Below are 17,370 nucleotides of genomic sequence, written 5' to 3' on the forward strand. Positions count from 1 at the left end.
TTGCAAAGCAGCGAAGCTTTGGGCCACCGTTAGGTGATCGAAGTCTGCGACATCGACGGGGACACCTGCATGGCACGAAATCACCTGCGCAGCGGCTTGAACTGGGCCCGAGTCAAGGGTTGGGCTGAATTTGACGACCTAGGCAACCAAGCAAAGTAGGGACTGTTGGCAGAGTTCAGATTGACTGATCTTGTAAATATCAGTCAGACAAGCGGATTCGGTCATGTCAGCATGTTGCATAGCGAGCAGTTATGCGGTGGACTGTAGGCATGCTGACTCGAATTGACCATATCGGGATTGTTTGTTTCGACCTCGACAAAACCGTCGAATTCTACAGTGCCACCTATGGATTCGAGGTTACTCACCTGGAATCGAACGAGGAGGAGGGTATCCGTGAAGCGATGTTGAAGATCAACGAGACCCCGGACGGTTACGCCTCGTACCTCCAGCTGCTGGGCTCGACCCGGGACGACTCAGTAGTAGGCAAGTGGCTGGCCAAGAACGGAGAAGGCGTCCACCACATCGCATTCGGCACGAACGACGTGAGTGGCGAAACAGAAGCCATACGGAGTAAGGGCGTCCGGGCACTCTACGACGAGCCGAGACAAGGTTCAATGGGGTCCCGAATCAACTTCCTGCACCCAAAGGATTGCCACGGGGTCTTGACTGAACTCGTCACCGCCGCAACACCAGACTCCGAATGACAACTGCCAGTTAATGTTGCGATGGTCCATATCGTCAGAGTGTTGATGCGGATTTGTGCCATGGAGTGGTAGACGAGGGGGCGGGATGGGAAAATTGGCGCGGCGTTCGGATAGAAGAGGGCAGAAGCCTCGGAATGCGAAGGGCACTCGGGTTCGCCGTGATGGATTCGACGGTGAGTTCGTTCCAGGGCAACAATTTTCGGTCGACATGCGTATCCGCCGGCAGGCCGCCGAGGTCCTGGAAGCAAAGGTCACCGCGGCGCGGTGGCCCCTTGTGCTCGAGGCCATCGAGGCCGCAGCCTGGCCGGTGGAGACCTACCTGGGAAAATTCCTTAAGGGCGGCTACGACGTCATCCGGTTTCGGTCCGACCCGACCGACGTGGGCGAGATGCTCCACAGGTTGTCCCGGATGACGAAGCTGCCGGTCGAAGTTGTCGCGCGGGAGCCCCACAAGCACTTGCCCTTCTGGCTCGATGACGAACCGGAATCGCACGATGTCGGCCTGCAGCCCTTCCGTTGGTTCCAGATGCTCTACTACAGCCACTTCCTTCTGCGCGCGTCGACGGCGGACCGGTATGCCTACTATGCGACGCCGGAGATGACTGCGTTGATCGAGGCCGGCCAGAGTGCCGATCGAGACCATGATGTTGCTGTGACCGTGGCAGATCTTCCCTCGAGCAGAGGAGTTCTCTATCTCGCTCCAGCGGATGGAGTGCCCGACCACGGGCGGGTCCTGGTGTGGAACGAGACAGGTCGCGACAGTGGAAGTGGAACCGATGTTCTCCTGATGGCCATGCTTACCGTTCCTGCTTTGCGGTGGTGGTTGGCGCGGGCCGACGGGGCAATTCCTACTGACGGAAACCGGTTGTACCGCGTCGTCAACGACTACCTACCGGTGTTTCCTTTCGCCGAGGTCCAGCTCAGCCCAGCCGAATCCGATGCTGCGCCCAGTGCACCGAACCGATCAGGAGGCGCGGGTTTCACGGACGTCGGTCCCGACGAACCTGCGCATTCCGTGACCGCCATGAATGACCTGGATTACGTTGCGCGAACGTTCTTCTCGATGGTGAACATGCTGCGAGGCAACAAGTTCGTGGAGTCCACCCGCCAGCAGTCGGCGCGCATGCGAGACAACGACGGCGTAGTCAAGCGGATGCGTGAGGTGACGTATTTGTCGTACCGGCAGCCGCGGCCTGCATCCAGTGCTTCATCGTCGGAAGGATCTGGCAAGCTCTCGCACCGCCACGTCGTTCGGGGGCATTGGCGTCGGCATTGGTATCCATCGCAGAAGCGTCATCTACCCATGTGGATCGATGAGCATTTGCAGGGGCCCGCGGATGCCCCGATTGTCGTCAAGAGCAAGGTGACTGTGGTGCGCCCGCCTGCGGAGAATGAGAGTGTTGAATGACCAACGACCGTAGTTTCGATCCGGACGCCGATCACGGCCAGGCGGGCTGGGTGACTCTGCCCAGTGGACAGCGTGCTTACCGCTACCACGGCTCGGACGACCTGATCTACGACGCAGCAACCGCCCCCGAGGCCGACGCGTCGAACTAGACGTAGATCGGAACCCCGCGGCGCAGGCTCGAGAAGACCGATGCACCGTCATGCCGGAAAGAACGACGCAGCTCGTCCAGTCATTCACATGAATGACTGTTGCCTGGGAACCACAAAGCAGCGCTGTGCGTCCAACACAGCATGGACGACGACGAGTGCGCAGCCATCCGTGACGAGGGGCGCGACCCCAGCGACCCGGCCGTCGTAAGCGCCCTCGACCAGGTGAAACGAACGCTTCACCTATACCGGCATCTCGCCTGGACCTTCACGGCAGACGACCTCGACACTCACACCCTCCACCGCTGAACGCGCCCACCTGCACGTTCGACAATCGAACATGCGTTCGATACGGTGTGGTGGTTCCTACCGGCGCGCGAAAGGTCGATCCACATGGCCACCGTCGACGCAATCGGGGACCTCACCGGCTTGGGCAAGGCCGAACAGCTCGCCGCGCTCCGACGCAGCATGGCCGCGATCCCCGGACGACGTGTCCACGCACCCATCGAGCCCGTCGACGCATCCCTGTTCGCCCCATCTCAGCCAACGGCCCCGCCCGCCGACGAACAGACCCTCAGCGGCCCTGTGCGTTCACAGACCCTGCGCACCATCCCCGTGCCCACGCCACTGTCGGAACTCCTCCCACGCGGTGCGCTGGCCCGCGGAACGGCCATCTCGATTACCGGTGCCGGATCGATCCTCGTCGGTCTCGTCGCTACAGCCAGCGCGGCCGGCCACCACGTCGCATTGATCGGGCAGTCGAAGTTCGGACTCCTCGCCGTCCACGAGCAGGGCGGCGACCTGTCGAAAATCCACCTGATCGACCCAGGCCAAGCAGACCCCCTCGACGCTGCGAGCATCTGTATCGAGGGCCTCGATCTGGTCGTGACGACCGTGCACGGACGCGATGTTCCGCCAACCCGGGCGCGTGCCCTGTTGGCCCGAAACCGTACGCACGCAGGAATTCTCGCGATCACGAACGGACGCATGCCCGGTCTCGACCTGGCAATCTCCTCGCGGCCTGTCGCGTACGGCGGAATCGAGCAGGGCAGGGGCCGTATCCGGTCGATCACCCTCGAGACCACCGTGCACGGGCGCGGTATCGCCGAGCGCACCGGCCGCTACACCCTCACCGCGCCCACGTTCGGCGAACAGGGCCTGCGGTGGACCCCGACCAGCGTCGACGCGGCCGTCCTGCACCGGCCACACGGTCTGGCGGTCGCGCAGTGAGCCCCGAGATGTACGAGAACTGGCCCGTCACTTTCGATCCGCCCACACGCCTCGTTGTCGATCCCCCTCAGAGAGTCTTGGTCAGCGTCGCGCTCACCGTGGCTGGCTCGTCTGGAGGATCCTTCCGTGACGGGGTGCCGCTCAAAGTCCGGTCCGAAGTTCTCTAGCCAGTGAAGTGTTGTTGCAATCAGTTGATTGATTTCTGGTCGCCGCTGTCCCCTGAGGATTACTACTTTACGAATCTTAAAGTAGCGGTTAGGCTCGTGGGAGATCAGCTAGGGAGGCAAAAATGTCCGAGCAATTCGACTCAGCGCGAGCGCTGTTCGAGTCCGAGCAGGCTTCACGCCGAATCGGCAGCCATCACCGCAGTGCCTCATCCCGTGGGCGTTCACTTACGCTCTCGTCGGTGGCAGTGGTGGTCGCGGCGGCTGGTTATGCAGTAATGGGGTTCGTCGAGCCTGGCTGGGTCTGGTTGCCCGCCGCTGTAGCGATTCTGGCGATATGCGCGATTCTGTTGATAGGCAAGTCGATTGGTGTCCCATTGCCACCGGGACGGGACTCCTCCGGGTCGACCACCGTCGGAACGGTGTTGATCGGCGTCGCCACGATCGCTCTTTGTATAGCGCCCCATGGCTTGATACTGGCGGTCGCATCCGGTGCGTTGGTACTGGCCGGCGCAGGTATCGTCGCCGTCGTCCCGGTGTTGGTGTCGGTGCGCGGAGTGCGAACGTCGTGACGGTCGATCATCCACGGCACCAACTCGATCGAGCACTGACCCAGCCGATTCGACTGTCGATTCTGGCGGCTGCGTCGAGGGAAGGTGTGGCTGCGGTGGAGTTCAAGATCCTCGCATCGGCACTTCAGATCAGTGATTCTCTACTTTCTCAACATGTGTCAGCTCTCGAAGCGGCCGGGTACGTTGCGGTAGAGAAGGGTCGAACCGCTCGGTACTCGCGCACATGGATACGGGCCACCGACCGCGGACGTACCGCGCTCGGTGAACACATGCAAGCCCTGCAGGACATCATCAAGTTCGTACCGGAAGGTGAGCAACCCACATGACTTCTCCCGTCGACACCATTACTGCAACTGTCTCTGTGAAGCCAGCGTGGGTGAATACGTGGTTTCACGCGTTGTTCACCAAACCTGGCCTCGAAGTCGATGGGCGCGGCCACGAATTGAACTGGGGCACCAACGACGTCGAGATCCCGTCTACCGCCAACCGAATCGGCGTCTACTTTCACTACCGAGGTCGGCCCGCGCAGCGCCTCGCATTGAGCGAAAAGCTACTCGACCATCGAATCGGTAGTCGCATCACTGCACGCCTGGGAGTGCGAAACTCTGCACAGTTCAACATCATCGAGCCGTAGAAATCCCAATAGCGAGGTTTCACGTCAGTCGTCCCATTCGGATCGTTTGTCTCGTTAATTAGTCCTTCGTAAAGGTTTACACCCGCCTGTCTCGTCGTTAGTATCAGCTTGTTCGGTTTGTTTTGTTCGCCGACGGACTGTCCATCGGCGAACCGGCCAGGCGACCCGCATGTGCCGTTGCTGCGTAGGCATGGTGGGGAAATCGGTGCGCGATAGCAGTTGCGTGGAGCTGCGTAGTCGGCACGGTCTGGGGTGGTCCACGCGGTCATCGGCGTGGCAAATCGAGCGCTCGAGTCGGCGAACCCGTCGATCGAAGCCGCCTCGGCGTCGCCCGCCGGTATAGGGGTCTCGTCGAAACACACCCTTCGAGGATGAATTGTGTTCCCACGTAAAGTTAAAGTCGCCGCCGCTATTGCCGCCCCGCTGGTGGTCCTGAGTCTCGGGGCAGTAGGGACTGCTCAGGCCTTGACCGTTCACGACGCGCCGGTGCAGGCCGCATCGGCGACCGGTCCGAAGCAGGATAAATACACCGACCAGGACGTGGTGGGGCTACTCGCGCTCGCCAGCGGCCGTGCGGCGCAGGACCATCCGGACGTCGCCGCCAAATTCAAGGTCGAAGGAGCACCTACCGCCACTGACGAACAGATCGGCCAACTCACCGATGCCCTGGTCTCTGTCGATCCGAACTTCCACTCCTCGGTGACCCACGCCGTTCAGGCGAACGATCCCTACCAGGCTCAGAAGGGTATCGACACCATCTCGGCTGATCTGAAGACGTTGGCCGCGCAAAGTGGCGCGAGTGAGTCCGGCGGAGATGTCCATACCGACGGATTTTTCTACCACGACTCCAACATCGCTGTAGAGATCAATGTGGCCGGCGTCCTCAACGCAGTCGGGTACGCCAACGTCGCAGCTGCGACCGAAGTAGGGGTCGTGCTCTACGTCGTCCCCGATGCGATCTCCTACGGCTTCGACCTGAATCGAAAGGGCGACTTCGAGCGAACCGAGACTGCTGCGTTGGTGACCTCAGCGCTCTGAGACCCGTCAACGCTTTCGCCCCTGGGTGCGTTGCCTCGATCCCGCTTCGATCCGTGCACCGCACCCAGGGGTGGTCGACCCATCCGATCAGCCACGTCCGAGCATGAGAGCCCGCCATGACAGACGTTCGACCCGAGCTGCACCAGATCGACGAGGCAACAGCGAGCACAATCGAGGCCGGTCGCGGCGAGTACTCGACTTCTATTGGGGCGCAACGTCGGCCACCGAAGGTGCTGATTGTTCTGCTCTTCGTGGTCGCCGCGGCAGTAGTAGTCGGCGGTTTCGCCTTCGCCATAGTCTTCACACTGCCCAGCAACGTCTTGTTCACACGCGACGGCGATCACCCCGTCCGGACGGCGTTCAACGCATTGGATCCACAGGACTGGGCATTCTTCACCCGCGATCCGGAAGGAACCCAGGTCGGTGCCTACACCGTCGACAGTGCCGATGCTGTCTACAGCCTGATGAAGACCCCACAGGGAGCGGTGACCAACCTCTACGGGCTATCGCGCACCCAACGGGCGCAAGGCCCCGAACTCGGGTTCCTCAACGCCGCCGTCCGAACCTGGTTGCCCTGCGACGACCCAACGGCCACATGCATTGTCACCGCTGCCGAGTCTGTTCCGGACGAGGTGACGAGCAACTCACCGATACCGACCGTCTGTGGAGACGTCGTCCTGACCGAAGAGCACACCACACCCTGGAGCTTCCGACGTCTCACGGACGAATATCGGAAAGTCACCGCAACCGCGCACCTGAATGTGCAGTGCTCATGATGACCACCGCTCGGCTCGAGACCGCAGGCACCATCAACGACACAGTGGAGTACGTCTACCGAAAAGTCTCCGAGCACGATCCTCGCAACAGGTGGTTCGGGACCGGCCGCACCGTCCTGGCGCTAGCTCAGCTGTCGATCCTGCTCTTCACCACCCCAGCTGCGTTGATGGTGCCGGTGATCGGACAGAACGATGCTCCGCATTGCGCCGGAGTGCAGAGCGCATCTCTGTACTGCCTCGGACACGACGCCATCCCACTGGAGTGGCGACACTGGGGCATGGCCGCAATCCTGCTGCTGGTGGCCACAGGGTGGCGTCCCCGAGTGACCGCACTCCCACATGCCTGGGTCGCCTACTCGATCGCCGGCAGCATCGCACTGCCCGACGGTGGCGAATCGGTCGTGCGCATCGTCTGCATCCTGATCGTCCCCCTTGCCCTCCTCGACGACAGAGGCTGGCATTGGCAACACCCCACCACCGAACCCAACCGGTGGATTCAACCCCTCTCGTACGCATGCCTGCTCGCGCTGCGACTGCAGCTGGCCTTCATCTACTTCGACAGTGCGATCAGCAAGTTCGGTGTCTCGGACTGGGTCAACGGGACCGCCGAGTACTATTTCCTGCGCGACAACGCATTCGGAGCAAGCTACCCACTCGAACCGATGCTGATCTGGACCTCGAACATACCGGCATTGGTGATCTCGATGACCTGGGGAGCACTGGTCATCGAACTGCTGATCGGAATCCTGTTTCTAGGCACGAGACGATGGCGCAAAGTGGGCCTGACACTCGACATCGTGCTACACGTCGGGATCATCGCGACCATGGGACTGTGGAGCTTCTCCACGATCATGATCGGATCCGCGATCATCGCCGCGATGCCCACCCGCCGGCGCACCACATTCTCGACGGACGGCACACGATCAACCCTCGACGTGAGCGAGCTCGATCGCGACCGAAGCCGCCGCCCCGATGTCACAGACCCCATCACCGCTACAGCGGGCCCTCCCGAAGCCATCGGGTCGGACGAGCGATGACGACCCAATCCACTCACCACGCCAGCCGCGACACGCGCCATCAGTGGCTGTTGATCGACACCCTCGGACCGCACGAACACACCGTGGTGGGAGTGGGCGACACCTCACGCCGGGCAACTCCACTACAGAAGTTTCTCCGCGGTTCCCACCGCACCGCGGCACTCGATGCGGTCCGCTCGGCATCCGATACGGGACGACGTCACGACGTCACGGCCGGCCGCAAGAGGGTGACCGCCGAGCCGATCCTCGATCACCGCGGTCGTACACGAGCTGTGTGGCTGCTCATTTCACCTGTCGAGGAGGCATCTGCAGCTCCGCCGTCCGCTCACGCCTTCGAATGGAATCTCACGCGAGGAACCGCAATCACGATGGCAGCGCCCCACCACGGCCGACAGCGTACTGTTGCCGACGCCATCGAGCCACATGATCTCGGCGTCGACGCCGCCCCAGCTCTGGGACACCTCGTGGCCGCACACGCCGACACAGCAGTGCAACTGACCACAGTGAAGGCCACTGCAGACCATGCGCAGCGCCGAGTGAACGTGACCGGTCGCATTCGCCTCGACCGCGCGACAGGAGACCGTGTGTTCCACGGCCTCTCGCACGACCTCGGACCCTCCCCGCTGCCACCCCAGAGCGCCGCTACTCACTTGTCGGACCTCATCGTTCACTCGCTCTTACGTCCCCAAGAACACCTTGCGATCGTCGATCCCGCCACGCTGATGTTGCTGGTTTGGCACACCGCACCGCCGCCCGGACTGGCGTGGAGAAGCATCGCCACTAAAGCGCGGCCCGTCATACACCCCGAAGACCTGCCGTGCGCACGACTTCTGGCGACAGCCGTACAACAACCTGCGGCCACTGCTCGAACGCCAGAGACAATTCGGTTGCTCCACGAAACCGGCCACTACGAGAAGTACGAAATCAGAGCTGCCCCATTGCCTCTGGGTGCGAAAGCGCGCGCAGCATTGGTCACCGTACGCAGAGTGGGTGAGGTCGGAGCCGGTAGCTCCGCAGATGTCGTGTTATACGACAACACCTTTCCGACCGCGGCATACTGTTCGCCGTGACCTTGAACGACGTCGATGAGGTTCTCTCAGGCCGTCGGCCACGGCGGTATCGAGCAGGGAGGGGCCGTATCTGGTCGATTACCATCGAAACCACCGTTCACGGACGCGGCATCACACAGCGCACCCACGTTTCGGCGAGCAGATTACTGCGCTGCAGGCCCGCCGGCGCGGACATGTCTGTCGCCCACCGGCCGCACAGGCGAGCGGTCGTGCATTTGACCAGCGAACTGTGAGAGAACTGGCCCGTGACCTTCGAGCCACTTAGCTCTATTCGACCCGCTTCAGCAACAGCGACGGACAGGCGAGAGATCGGAAGGTCTCGCGATGGACGTCAAGGCCCCTGGGCTTCTTCACGCATGGGCGAAAACTGGACGGGGACAGTGGATTTGCTGCCTAAGTTTCAAAATTCCGATCGGCAACGGCAAGGGGTACCTTCAGCTCGATCACCAATGGTGCCCCGCCGACGCCGCCCAGCCCGTCGAGTAGCTACCGGAGCGGGGTGTTCGGGCTGGCCGATCAGTCTTGTTCTGTAATCGGTGTTTTCCGATGGGCAAGTGCGTTACTCATCAACGCATCCATCCATTCCCGTGTCATGTCCAAGCCTGAGTGGTTTTCCAGCAGTTCAGCTGCGGTAGCCGCCACCTTCTGTGAGAAGAGAGCCAGAATGCTGATTGACTCGTGCGCCACCAGAGTCGTCACCACATTCAGTGCGTCACCACGCGCTCGCTGCAAGGCGTACGGCTCGTCCGCGTCGAGCTGCAAGTCCTTCAGGAGCTCTCTAGCGCCTTCCCAATTAGGCTTTTTGTGGGCGTGCGCGTACGCGCCCAACACTCGATTCCAAGCCGACAGTCGACCCCACCCGGCGGCCTCTATCCACCGCTGAGGCTTGTTGTGCACGGATTCTTCAAGGCGCTCCGCTTTCGCCGGTTTCGTCCGGTGGACCCTGGATCGAGCGATTTGCTCTAGCGTGCATCGAAGCGAAGCCATCGCCCGGTCGTCGTCTTCCAACCACAACCAGTATGCGGACCGCAACGTCGACGACACCAGAGCCAGGGGAGTCGATGCTGCTGGTATCAGAGGACCGTTGCGTGTCCACAGAGCAGCAAGAGCCGCCAACTCGGCAACCACGATGTAGTTCGTCCCGCGCGAGGCCACCGAGTCAATGTTGAAATCGTCGCCTAGTTCGTCTCGCTCGGCGGCGAGGGCTCGTAGCGCAAACGATGCACTCGCCTGGCGATGAGCGCCGAAGGCTAACGTCGCAAGCTCGTCGTCCCGATACAAGCGACCTGCGGGCCGATGATTCCAGGCCAGCGACTCGTACGTGGATCGTTGATCGTCTAGGTAGCGAACAAACACCGGCAAGAGGCCTTCATCGGGCGACAATGGCATGACGGTAGGCAATCTCGGCAGTACGAACGATGACGAATACGGGAGGGCATCGTCTGGTGGTTCTTCACCCGCGACGTCAGCCGAAGGCCGTACGGCAAGGTTGATACTTGCTATCAACGTCACGGCGTCCTCGGGATCGCCCTGCCGATACAGGCCAGCAGCCGTCATGTATTGAATCTGGGTAAGGCTCAAGCTCAACGCATCCGCTATGCAGTCCACCGCGCCGTATACGACACTTGGTACATCGAATCTGCTCAGGAGCGCGGCCGACTCCCACCACATGGCTTCCTCGAAGAGTCGCGCATGCATTATTTCGCTGAGAACGCCGTAGACGACGGCTGGGCATACTTCACGTCCGTTCGCCAGGACGACGTGCTTATGAGGCGCGGTTGGCTCCTCTGTGCTTGCGGAGCTGTCGTCGCCCTCGATATCTTGCGCAGTAGTCGGGTCTGCGTCGCCCTCGATGTTGGATGATTCCGGCGGTGCGCCAGGATTTGGCATGCGCTCGGCGTATGCGGTCCACGCACGCGCAATGAAGTCCTCCACTTTTTCAGACGGATGTTGCTCGACTCCGACGACAGGTGCCATGACCGCAGTCCATCGTTCGAGTTGTTGTCGGGCGATCGTGGCAGCGGCCACCACTTGTCCTGCGAGAAGCAGTCGGGTGGCCGCGACGCAGCTGTCCACTCCCCAGCCGAGGTCGTGAGGCCATTTGCCATAATAGGCTGACGGTGCGCGATCCAAAGTAAGGTTCAGCTTGCGATGCGCGATATCCAGTATTGCTATCGGTGCCAGAAAAAGGATTGCTTCGAATCGGAATCCATCCGGCAGCTTCTCCGTGTTCTTCATCCTGACGTTGTGGCGCGCAATCAGAGTCTCGGCCAATCGATCGGGTCCAGATCCGCACATGCGCTCGTAATCGCGCACGTTGGTGCCGACTCGCCGTCCACGGTCATCTTTGCGCTTCGCTTTGCGTTCTGCGCTGCTCAGATGGTCCATATCGCCAGGCGACGGAATGCTTGCTCTGTCCATTCGTGCAGCCTACGAGGTCGAGCAATGCTAGGTCGCCGAATGCAGTCAGCCAGCTGTAGAGTGGTCCCAGCATGCACGACGCCTCCGGGGTGATTGAGGCGAGGTCTTGAATCGTTTTGGCCGGTGATCCGGGAAGTGCTATCGCAGGTATCGAAGCGGTCAATTCCGTAAGGTCTGCCGGGCAGCGGCGCGGCAGAATTGATGCGACAATAGGACTACTTAAAGTATCTGCCTTCTACTCTTCGCAGAGTTCGTTATCATCGTTTGGAGGAATGGGTTGCTCAAGCGAAAAGGTGAATTACCTGCTATAATTGGTGGATGCCGGAAAAGCATCGGTAAATCTATTGAATGGAGGACCTATTTGAATCGTGATAGATAAATTATACACCTTAGCGGCGATCATTGTTGCCGTGACAGAAGTAATTAAGGCAACAACGGGATTGGTTGTAGCAGCGTCTACATTGATCCCTTCGATATTAATGTTGATTTGCATTATTTCGGCGCTTTAATCGATGGAAAGACCCGTCACTCGACCTAAGGTGGCGGGTTTTCTGTATCTGTAATGTCAGTTGTCATGGTCGTGTTTTCGTTTCGGTCGGTCAGTGGTTAAGAATGCTGGTCGTGGCGACTTCGGCCAAGACGTCAATCAGGTGCTGACAGACAGAATAGGCCTATAAAATTCTAAATCCCACGCACGTTACAGCGTTCCGAGCAGTTCCATCCAGGGACAAAGCCGAGAGGTCAACCGGCCGGTGAACTAGCGAGTTCCTGAACGGGTAGTCGAACTGGAGTAGTTTGCGATCCGTTGGGTCAGCTGTTCTGCGACCGCCTCGGTGGAGGCGGGGTTCTGTCCGGTGATGAGGGTGTCGGTGATTTCGATGTGCTGCTGCCACGGGTGTCCTGCGGTGTACGTGCCGCCCCGGCGCCGGATTTCCTGCTCGACGGTGAAGGGGAGCGTGCCGAGCAGTCCTACATCGGCTTCCTCTTGGTCCGAGAAACTCGTCATCGTCAGGGCTGCATACGGCCACGTTGCTCCGGATGCGGTGTCGGCAAGCAACGCCGCAGTTCCATGGCAGACCGTCGCGATCGGGGTCCCCTCCCGTCGGAGCGCGCGGAGAAACTCTCCAACGTGAGAGTTCTTGTGCAGGTCCACCACTGGCCCGTAGCCGCCGGGCACAAAGATCCCGTCGACGGTAGAGGGGTCAACCGTTTCGAGCGCGGCCGGCGCGCGCAAATTCTCGCTCAGACCGGATAGGTACGTTCTGTACCCGTCAGGGTCTGGGCTGTGAGGGGCGTGCATGCTGTCGGGTTCGACGTGCGCAGCGCCGCCGCCGGGTGTCGCGATGATCGTCCGTATGTTTGCGGCCGTGAAGATTCGATGGGCTGTGATGAACTCTTCGGCCCAGAAGCCGCATGGTCGAGTGGAGCCGTCATTGAGCGTCAGGATGTGGGCTTCGGACAGCAGGATCGTGATGGTCGACGTTGGTGTCACCGTTGTGCGTCTTTCTCTTCGCGGTAGAGACCGAGGGCGGTCATCGCGGGCGCGTCGTTGAACTCGAACAGCACGGCTGGAATGTCGGTGTCGTTGACGTAGCTGACAGTCGACCACGATGGAACGGCGATGCTGTCTCCTTCGCTGCACCGGAACGGCTTTCCGTCGACGTGGATGGTGGACAACCCTTGTGCCCCGATCAAGACGGCGGAAGCGGTGCGCCGCATCGGTTGTGTTCGGATCCCTGCAGGTAGGAGTGTGAATGCAGCATCGATGACCGGTGTGACAGGGTCGTGGGTTCCTTCTGCGTGCAGGGTGTGTCGGTATGCGTGGTGCGGGTCGGCCTCGTGGGTCCGCTGTTGCTCACCGAGGGCGCGAAGTACGTTGTCCCACTTGTAGAGCAGCGGCTCGCTCAGGTTTCGGTGGTGTCTGTCCTGCGCGAAAATGTGGGGCTCGAGGTGGGTGTTGTCGGTGTGGAGCTCGAACTGTGTCGCGGCGAGGGCGGCGACGAGGGGGTCGTTGGTGCAGTCCTGCCAGATGGCGGGGGAGTCGGTGGGGCTGTCGTTGCCGTGCTCATGCCATTCGCCGGCGGGGGTGATCACCACGTCGCGAGGCTCGAGATACATCTTGGTTCCACCGACGGCCGTCCATGCCCCGTCACCCTCGTGCATGTAGCGCAGGGCCGTCGGCGCGTGCCGATGCGGGGTCATACCTTCACCGCGGTTGATGATCTGCAGCCCCGAATAGAGATATCCGACGGCGGCCTCGCGGGCATGGCCCGGATTGGCGAGGGTCAGTACCCGTAGAGCTGCTCGGTCGCCCTTGACCATGTCGGCTGCCGCGATCGCGAGCGGTCGAAGCTCGGCATAACTCCAGTGCACGGCATGGGAGTCGGGGGCCGGGGCCCACGGCAAGTTCTCGTTGGCCGCGGACCACCGCCCGATGGCGGATATTGCTGCCGCCTTCTCGTGCAGCATGGCCTCGGTGGAAATGGTGGTGGTCACGACGCGGATACCTCCTGTTGGGTGACGGTCACTGAAGCGAGTGGACGGGGTGTGCCGACGACGGCGTCGGCTGCCTCGGTGAGCTCGGCAACCAGTTGGTCGATGTGGTCGGCAGTGGTGTGGATGTTGCCGATGGACACTCGGATGACGTAGTGGCCGTTGAGCTCGGAGTGGGAGAGCAGCGTCCGGTGGGTGCTGTTGACGGTCTCGAGGATCTTCCGCGTCGCCTGTCCGTCGGCAGAGGAGATCCGGAGGCAGAGCAAGGGGAGCGGCGAATCGTTCGCGAGATGCCACCGCGGGTCTGCGGCAAGGGCGTCTCGCAGCCTCGTCGCCAGGGTGAGACTGTGTTCGAGTCGAGTTCGGATGCCTCGTATTCCGAAGGCGCGCAGGGTCCACCACAGTTTCAGAGCTCGGAATTGTCGCCCAAGGTTGAGGGTGTAATTCATGTAGTCGATACCGCCGGTGGTGTCGGTACGCAGGTATTCGGGAACCAGTGTGAAGGCGGCTTCGAGTGCTCCGGGGTGACGGCAGAACAGTGCCCCGCACTCCATAGGGGTGAAGAGCACTTTGTGTGGGTTGGCGACGAGAGAATCGGCGGCCGCGAGTGACGGAAGGACCTGCGCGATGGCCGGGGCTATGCGCCAGAAGCCTCCGTACGCGGCGTCGACGTGCAGCCACACTCGGTGGTCGCGGCACACGGCCGCAATCGCCTCGACCGGGTCGAGAGCACCTGAAGTGGTCGTACCGACGGTGGCGACAACAGCGATCGGTGTGTAACCGTCCGCGACGTCCGATCCAATGCGAGTCGACAGAGCAGCAGGATCGAGTTGGCCGCTAGCGTCGGTGGGTAGGCGTACGACATTGTCGAGCCCGATGCCGAGAGCGATCGCAGCTTTGTCGACCGACGAGTGGGCCTGGTCGGAGGTGTAGATCCGGCCGGGTTTCTGGCCGGATGTTCCGTGATGTCGAACCTCGGGCTGTGCCCGGTGGCGGGCGGCGGCCAACGCGTAGAACGTGCCCAGTGATGCACCGTCGACGAGCAGTGCGTCTGCGGCGGGGTAGTCGAGCAGTTCGGCGAGCCATCTGGTGACGGTGTCTTCGACGGCGGCAGCCGAGGGCGCGCTCTTCCACAACATGACGTTGACGTTCAATGCCGCAGCGGTCATCTCGGCGAGGATGGCCGGTCCGGAGGAACTGTTGCTGAAGTAGGCGTGGAATCGTGGATGGTTCCAGTGCGTCAAATGCGGAACGACGTTGTTCCAGGTGTCGTCGAGTATGTCGGCGAAATCTGTTGCCTCGGATGGCAGCTCGCTGTCGATCGCGTCGGCGACATCGGCCGCATCGGCCGGCGTCGTGACGGGCACGTCGTCGAGCGCGGCGAAGTGTCGACATATTCGATCGAGGGTGTCGGTGCCGAAGGCTTTGAGCTGCTCGGGAGTCCAGTCGCCAGTCGGCTTTGTTGGGTCGGGGGTCATTCGACGTCGACCGGCAGCTCGTGGGCGAAGACGACCTCGCGGGGGCGTTCGCAGTACCGGCGGTAGAAATCTTCGAGTAGTGGCGTCTCCGATTCGATGAGGTGCGTGGCGTGCTCGGCGCTTTCCCAGGGGTAGGTCATCGTTACGCGTTGGGGGTCCGATGCGTGCTGGAAGAAGCGCGCGTGGCCCGCCCACCCCGGGTGGTGGTGTGCGTTGTCGTCGAGGAGTTCGTCCATTTCTTGCAGGACCGAGAGGGCGTTCTCGGCCGCTTCGGCGGTCAGGTGCCAGGTTTCGATGACGGTGATCATGAGAGGGCGAAGCCTTTCTGTTTCAGTTGCTCTGACCGGTGCTGTCGAAGTGCTCTTGCAGCAGTGAATCGCCGCCGGGGACGAATCGTTGGCAGATGAGTTGGTGGGCGCGCCGGTTCTCGGCCTGGCTCTTCCAGAGCCGTCGTGCGGAATCTGCTGCGACGCCGGGAAGTTCAGCCGTCTTGAGTGTTGTACGGACGATCTTGGCGCGGGTGAGCATCACGTCGTGATCCCGGTTGAACACGGCGGAGAACCCGGGTTCGAGCCAGGGCGGTTCCATGGATGGCCGGACGAAGTCACGGTAGATCTCCGGTGAGAAATCGGACGCGTACCGCATGCTCTCGGTCGCCCCGGCGTAGAGAGTCCCTAGTTCGGTGAGTTGGTGGGCGAGAGCGGGCCACTGCTTGTTTGCAAGGCACTCCAGCACTGCCGCGAGCCGGCTGTTCATGGATATGACGAACAGGTGGAACAGGTGGTGGCCCTTCTTCCAGCGTGTGATCGCTTGTCGTGCAGCGTCGTTGGGAGCCTGCGGGGTGCGATCGTCCGTGCTGTGGTCTGCCGGCGCTGCCAGCGGGGAAGGATCTCGTCCCTGTGCGGCCACAGCTGCTGCGGCGGAGGCGTCGCCGACGACTACGGCCAGGGCGTCGAGTAGGCGGAGTCGTGAGTCGTTGTCCAGAGTGGACTGCGGCAGATCTGTGGTGATGGCGGTGACGACGGTCAGTGCGCTGACCGCCCACGCGTGCGGGTCGGCGCTGCGGGAGATCCTGAAGTAGGTGTCGTATTCGGCGCTGCGGGCGACGGGGATGGTGCTATCGGTGGGTAGGACGACTCGATCGATGCTCGTCGGAGATGGGGTCATGAAGGCCTCTTCCGTGGCTTGAAGTGGAGTCAGGGTGGTGGGGGTGTCGGGTTGCGGTCCAGACGGCTCCGACGACGACGGCGGCTCCGGCCAGTTGAATCCAGGTGGGTCGCTCGCTGAGGACAACGAATCCGAACGCGATAGCCAGCACAGGCTGCAGCAGGAGTAAGGCCGCGACGGTATTAGCCGCCAGCGATCGGGATCCCGAACTGATGAACAGCCAGGCGGCAACCTGTCCGAGCAAAGCGAGCGCGATCATCCATCCCCACGCGGCCGCGGAGATGTCGAGATCGAGGTCTCCGAGGCCTGCCGAGACAATGCCGGCAGTGACCGTTGCCGATGCGGTGGCCACACAGATCGGGGTGACCAGATGGCTGGGGCTTCGCTGGGTGGAGCGGCGGTTCAGGAACAGGTAGGCCGCGTACGCGGCACCGGCGGAGATTCCCAGGATGGACCCGCGGAGCGCGTTGTCGGCTCCTGTTCCGCCGATGAGTCCGCCGGCGAGTGCAACGCCGAGCAGCATGCAAGGCACCGCCATGAGGAATCGTCGGGGGATTGCGGTTCGATCGACGACGAGCGCGATCAGCGGCAGCACGACGACCTGGACATTGATAAGGACGGTGGCGATCGAGGCACCGACGTCGAGGATGCTCGCGGTCCACATCACGTAGTCCGCTCCGAGGAAGACTCCGGCACCAATGGCCATGGGATACAACCTCGTCGGCATTGCGCCGCGTCGGTGAAGTTCCCACAGCGCCATCGGAACGAGAGCCGCCAGCGCGATAAGACATCGTAGAAATGCCGCCGTCCCCGAGGTGACATCGGCGAGTTTGACGAAGGTGGCGGACAGCGACAGCGACGCGGCACCGGCGATGACCAGCGCCGCATTCCCGCCCACCCCCCGATCGGCGGCGTCAGCTCTCGGTATCGCGGTTCTGGTCACCTGGTCAAGGCAACCAGTTACAAACCGATAAGTCTACTAGCCAGTTCTACCGCTAAAACAGTAGTATCACTTATATGTTGTCGTGGGAT

General features: G+C 61.8%; 18 protein-coding genes. 11 read left to right on the plus strand and 7 right to left on the minus strand.

The window, feature by feature from the left end:
• Positions 1-269 precede the first annotated feature (269 nt).
• The 11 genes from mce (at position 270) to CH249_RS07975 (ending at position 8,779) form a co-directional block, all read left to right on the plus strand.
• Positions 270-704 (plus strand): methylmalonyl-CoA epimerase, encoded by a 435-nt coding sequence (gene mce, locus CH249_RS07930; RefSeq protein WP_015586177.1) that lies wholly within the window; start codon positions 270-272, stop codon positions 702-704.
• Between the two features lie 208 nt (positions 705-912).
• Complete coding sequence (locus tag CH249_RS07935) at positions 913-2,112, plus strand: hypothetical protein (RefSeq protein ID WP_032364816.1); 1,200 nt, start codon at positions 913-915, stop codon at positions 2,110-2,112.
• Complete coding sequence (locus tag CH249_RS27825; protein WP_155290193.1) at positions 2,109-2,261, plus strand: hypothetical protein; 153 nt, start codon at positions 2,109-2,111, stop codon at positions 2,259-2,261. The genes CH249_RS07935 and CH249_RS27825 overlap by 4 nt, the downstream gene beginning before the upstream one ends.
• A 390-nt stretch (positions 2,262-2,651) precedes the next feature.
• Positions 2,652-3,488: a hypothetical protein gene (locus CH249_RS07945; RefSeq protein WP_052049293.1), complete on the plus strand. Its 837-nt coding sequence runs from the start codon at positions 2,652-2,654 to the stop codon at positions 3,486-3,488.
• Positions 3,489-3,894: 406 nt separating this feature from the next.
• Complete coding sequence (locus tag CH249_RS28180; RefSeq protein ID WP_212555970.1) at positions 3,895-4,224, plus strand: hypothetical protein; 330 nt, start codon at positions 3,895-3,897, stop codon at positions 4,222-4,224.
• Complete coding sequence (locus CH249_RS28185; RefSeq protein ID WP_032364819.1) at positions 4,221-4,550, plus strand: transcriptional regulator; 330 nt, start codon at positions 4,221-4,223, stop codon at positions 4,548-4,550. The genes CH249_RS28180 and CH249_RS28185 overlap by 4 nt, the downstream gene beginning before the upstream one ends.
• A 50-nt stretch (positions 4,551-4,600) precedes the next feature.
• Positions 4,601-4,858 (plus strand): hypothetical protein, encoded by a 258-nt coding sequence (locus tag CH249_RS07955; protein ID WP_143544376.1) that lies wholly within the window; start codon positions 4,601-4,603, stop codon positions 4,856-4,858.
• A 465-nt stretch (positions 4,859-5,323) separates the two neighbouring features.
• Positions 5,324-5,896: a hypothetical protein gene (locus CH249_RS07960; RefSeq protein WP_032364821.1), complete on the plus strand. Its 573-nt coding sequence runs from the start codon at positions 5,324-5,326 to the stop codon at positions 5,894-5,896.
• Between the two features lie 116 nt (positions 5,897-6,012).
• Entirely contained in the window at positions 6,013-6,672 is a 660-nt protein-coding gene (locus CH249_RS07965) for an SdpA family antimicrobial peptide system protein (protein ID WP_052049294.1), read from the plus strand.
• Positions 6,669-7,709, plus strand: a complete 1,041-nt coding sequence (locus CH249_RS07970; protein ID WP_141214631.1) for a sporulation-delaying protein SdpB family protein — start codon at positions 6,669-6,671, stop codon at positions 7,707-7,709. The genes CH249_RS07965 and CH249_RS07970 overlap by 4 nt, the downstream gene beginning before the upstream one ends.
• The gene (locus CH249_RS07975; protein WP_032364822.1) at positions 7,706-8,779 is read left to right on the plus strand and encodes a GAF domain-containing protein; all 1,074 of its coding nucleotides are present in this window, start codon (positions 7,706-7,708) and stop codon (positions 8,777-8,779) included. Before CH249_RS07970 ends, CH249_RS07975 begins: the two co-directional genes overlap by 4 nt.
• Positions 8,780-9,295: 516 nt before the next feature.
• Here the strand turns inward: CH249_RS07975 and CH249_RS07980 are convergent.
• From CH249_RS07980 to CH249_RS08010, 7 genes are all read right to left on the minus strand, one after another.
• Positions 9,296-11,200 (minus strand): hypothetical protein, encoded by a 1,905-nt coding sequence (locus CH249_RS07980; RefSeq protein WP_032364823.1) that lies wholly within the window; start codon positions 11,198-11,200, stop codon positions 9,296-9,298.
• A gap of 757 nt (positions 11,201-11,957) precedes the next feature.
• Positions 11,958-12,692, minus strand: coding sequence for a type 1 glutamine amidotransferase domain-containing protein (locus CH249_RS07985; protein WP_052049296.1), 735 nt, complete (start codon positions 12,690-12,692; stop codon positions 11,958-11,960).
• Positions 12,689-13,696: a cupin domain-containing protein gene (locus CH249_RS07990; protein WP_052049297.1), complete on the minus strand. Its 1,008-nt coding sequence runs from the start codon at positions 13,694-13,696 to the stop codon at positions 12,689-12,691. Before CH249_RS07990 ends, CH249_RS07985 begins: the two co-directional genes overlap by 4 nt.
• Positions 13,693-15,171: a pyridoxal-dependent decarboxylase gene (locus CH249_RS07995; RefSeq protein ID WP_052049298.1), complete on the minus strand. Its 1,479-nt coding sequence runs from the start codon at positions 15,169-15,171 to the stop codon at positions 13,693-13,695. Before CH249_RS07995 ends, CH249_RS07990 begins: the two co-directional genes overlap by 4 nt.
• On the minus strand, positions 15,168-15,479 hold the full coding sequence (locus tag CH249_RS08000; RefSeq protein WP_032364824.1) for a hypothetical protein: 312 nt from the start codon (positions 15,477-15,479) through the stop codon (positions 15,168-15,170). Before CH249_RS08000 ends, CH249_RS07995 begins: the two co-directional genes overlap by 4 nt.
• A 22-nt stretch (positions 15,480-15,501) precedes the next feature.
• Positions 15,502-16,338, minus strand: a complete 837-nt coding sequence (locus CH249_RS08005) for a hypothetical protein (RefSeq protein WP_052049299.1) — start codon at positions 16,336-16,338, stop codon at positions 15,502-15,504.
• On the minus strand, positions 16,289-17,281 hold the full coding sequence (locus CH249_RS08010) for a DMT family transporter (RefSeq protein ID WP_230591638.1): 993 nt from the start codon (positions 17,279-17,281) through the stop codon (positions 16,289-16,291). Before CH249_RS08010 ends, CH249_RS08005 begins: the two co-directional genes overlap by 50 nt.
• Between the last annotated feature and the right edge of the window lie 89 nt (positions 17,282-17,370).

The sequence above is a fragment of the Rhodococcus sp. 05-2255-3B1 genome (assembly GCF_002258545.1).
Lineage (GTDB): Bacteria > Actinomycetota > Actinomycetes > Mycobacteriales > Mycobacteriaceae > Rhodococcoides.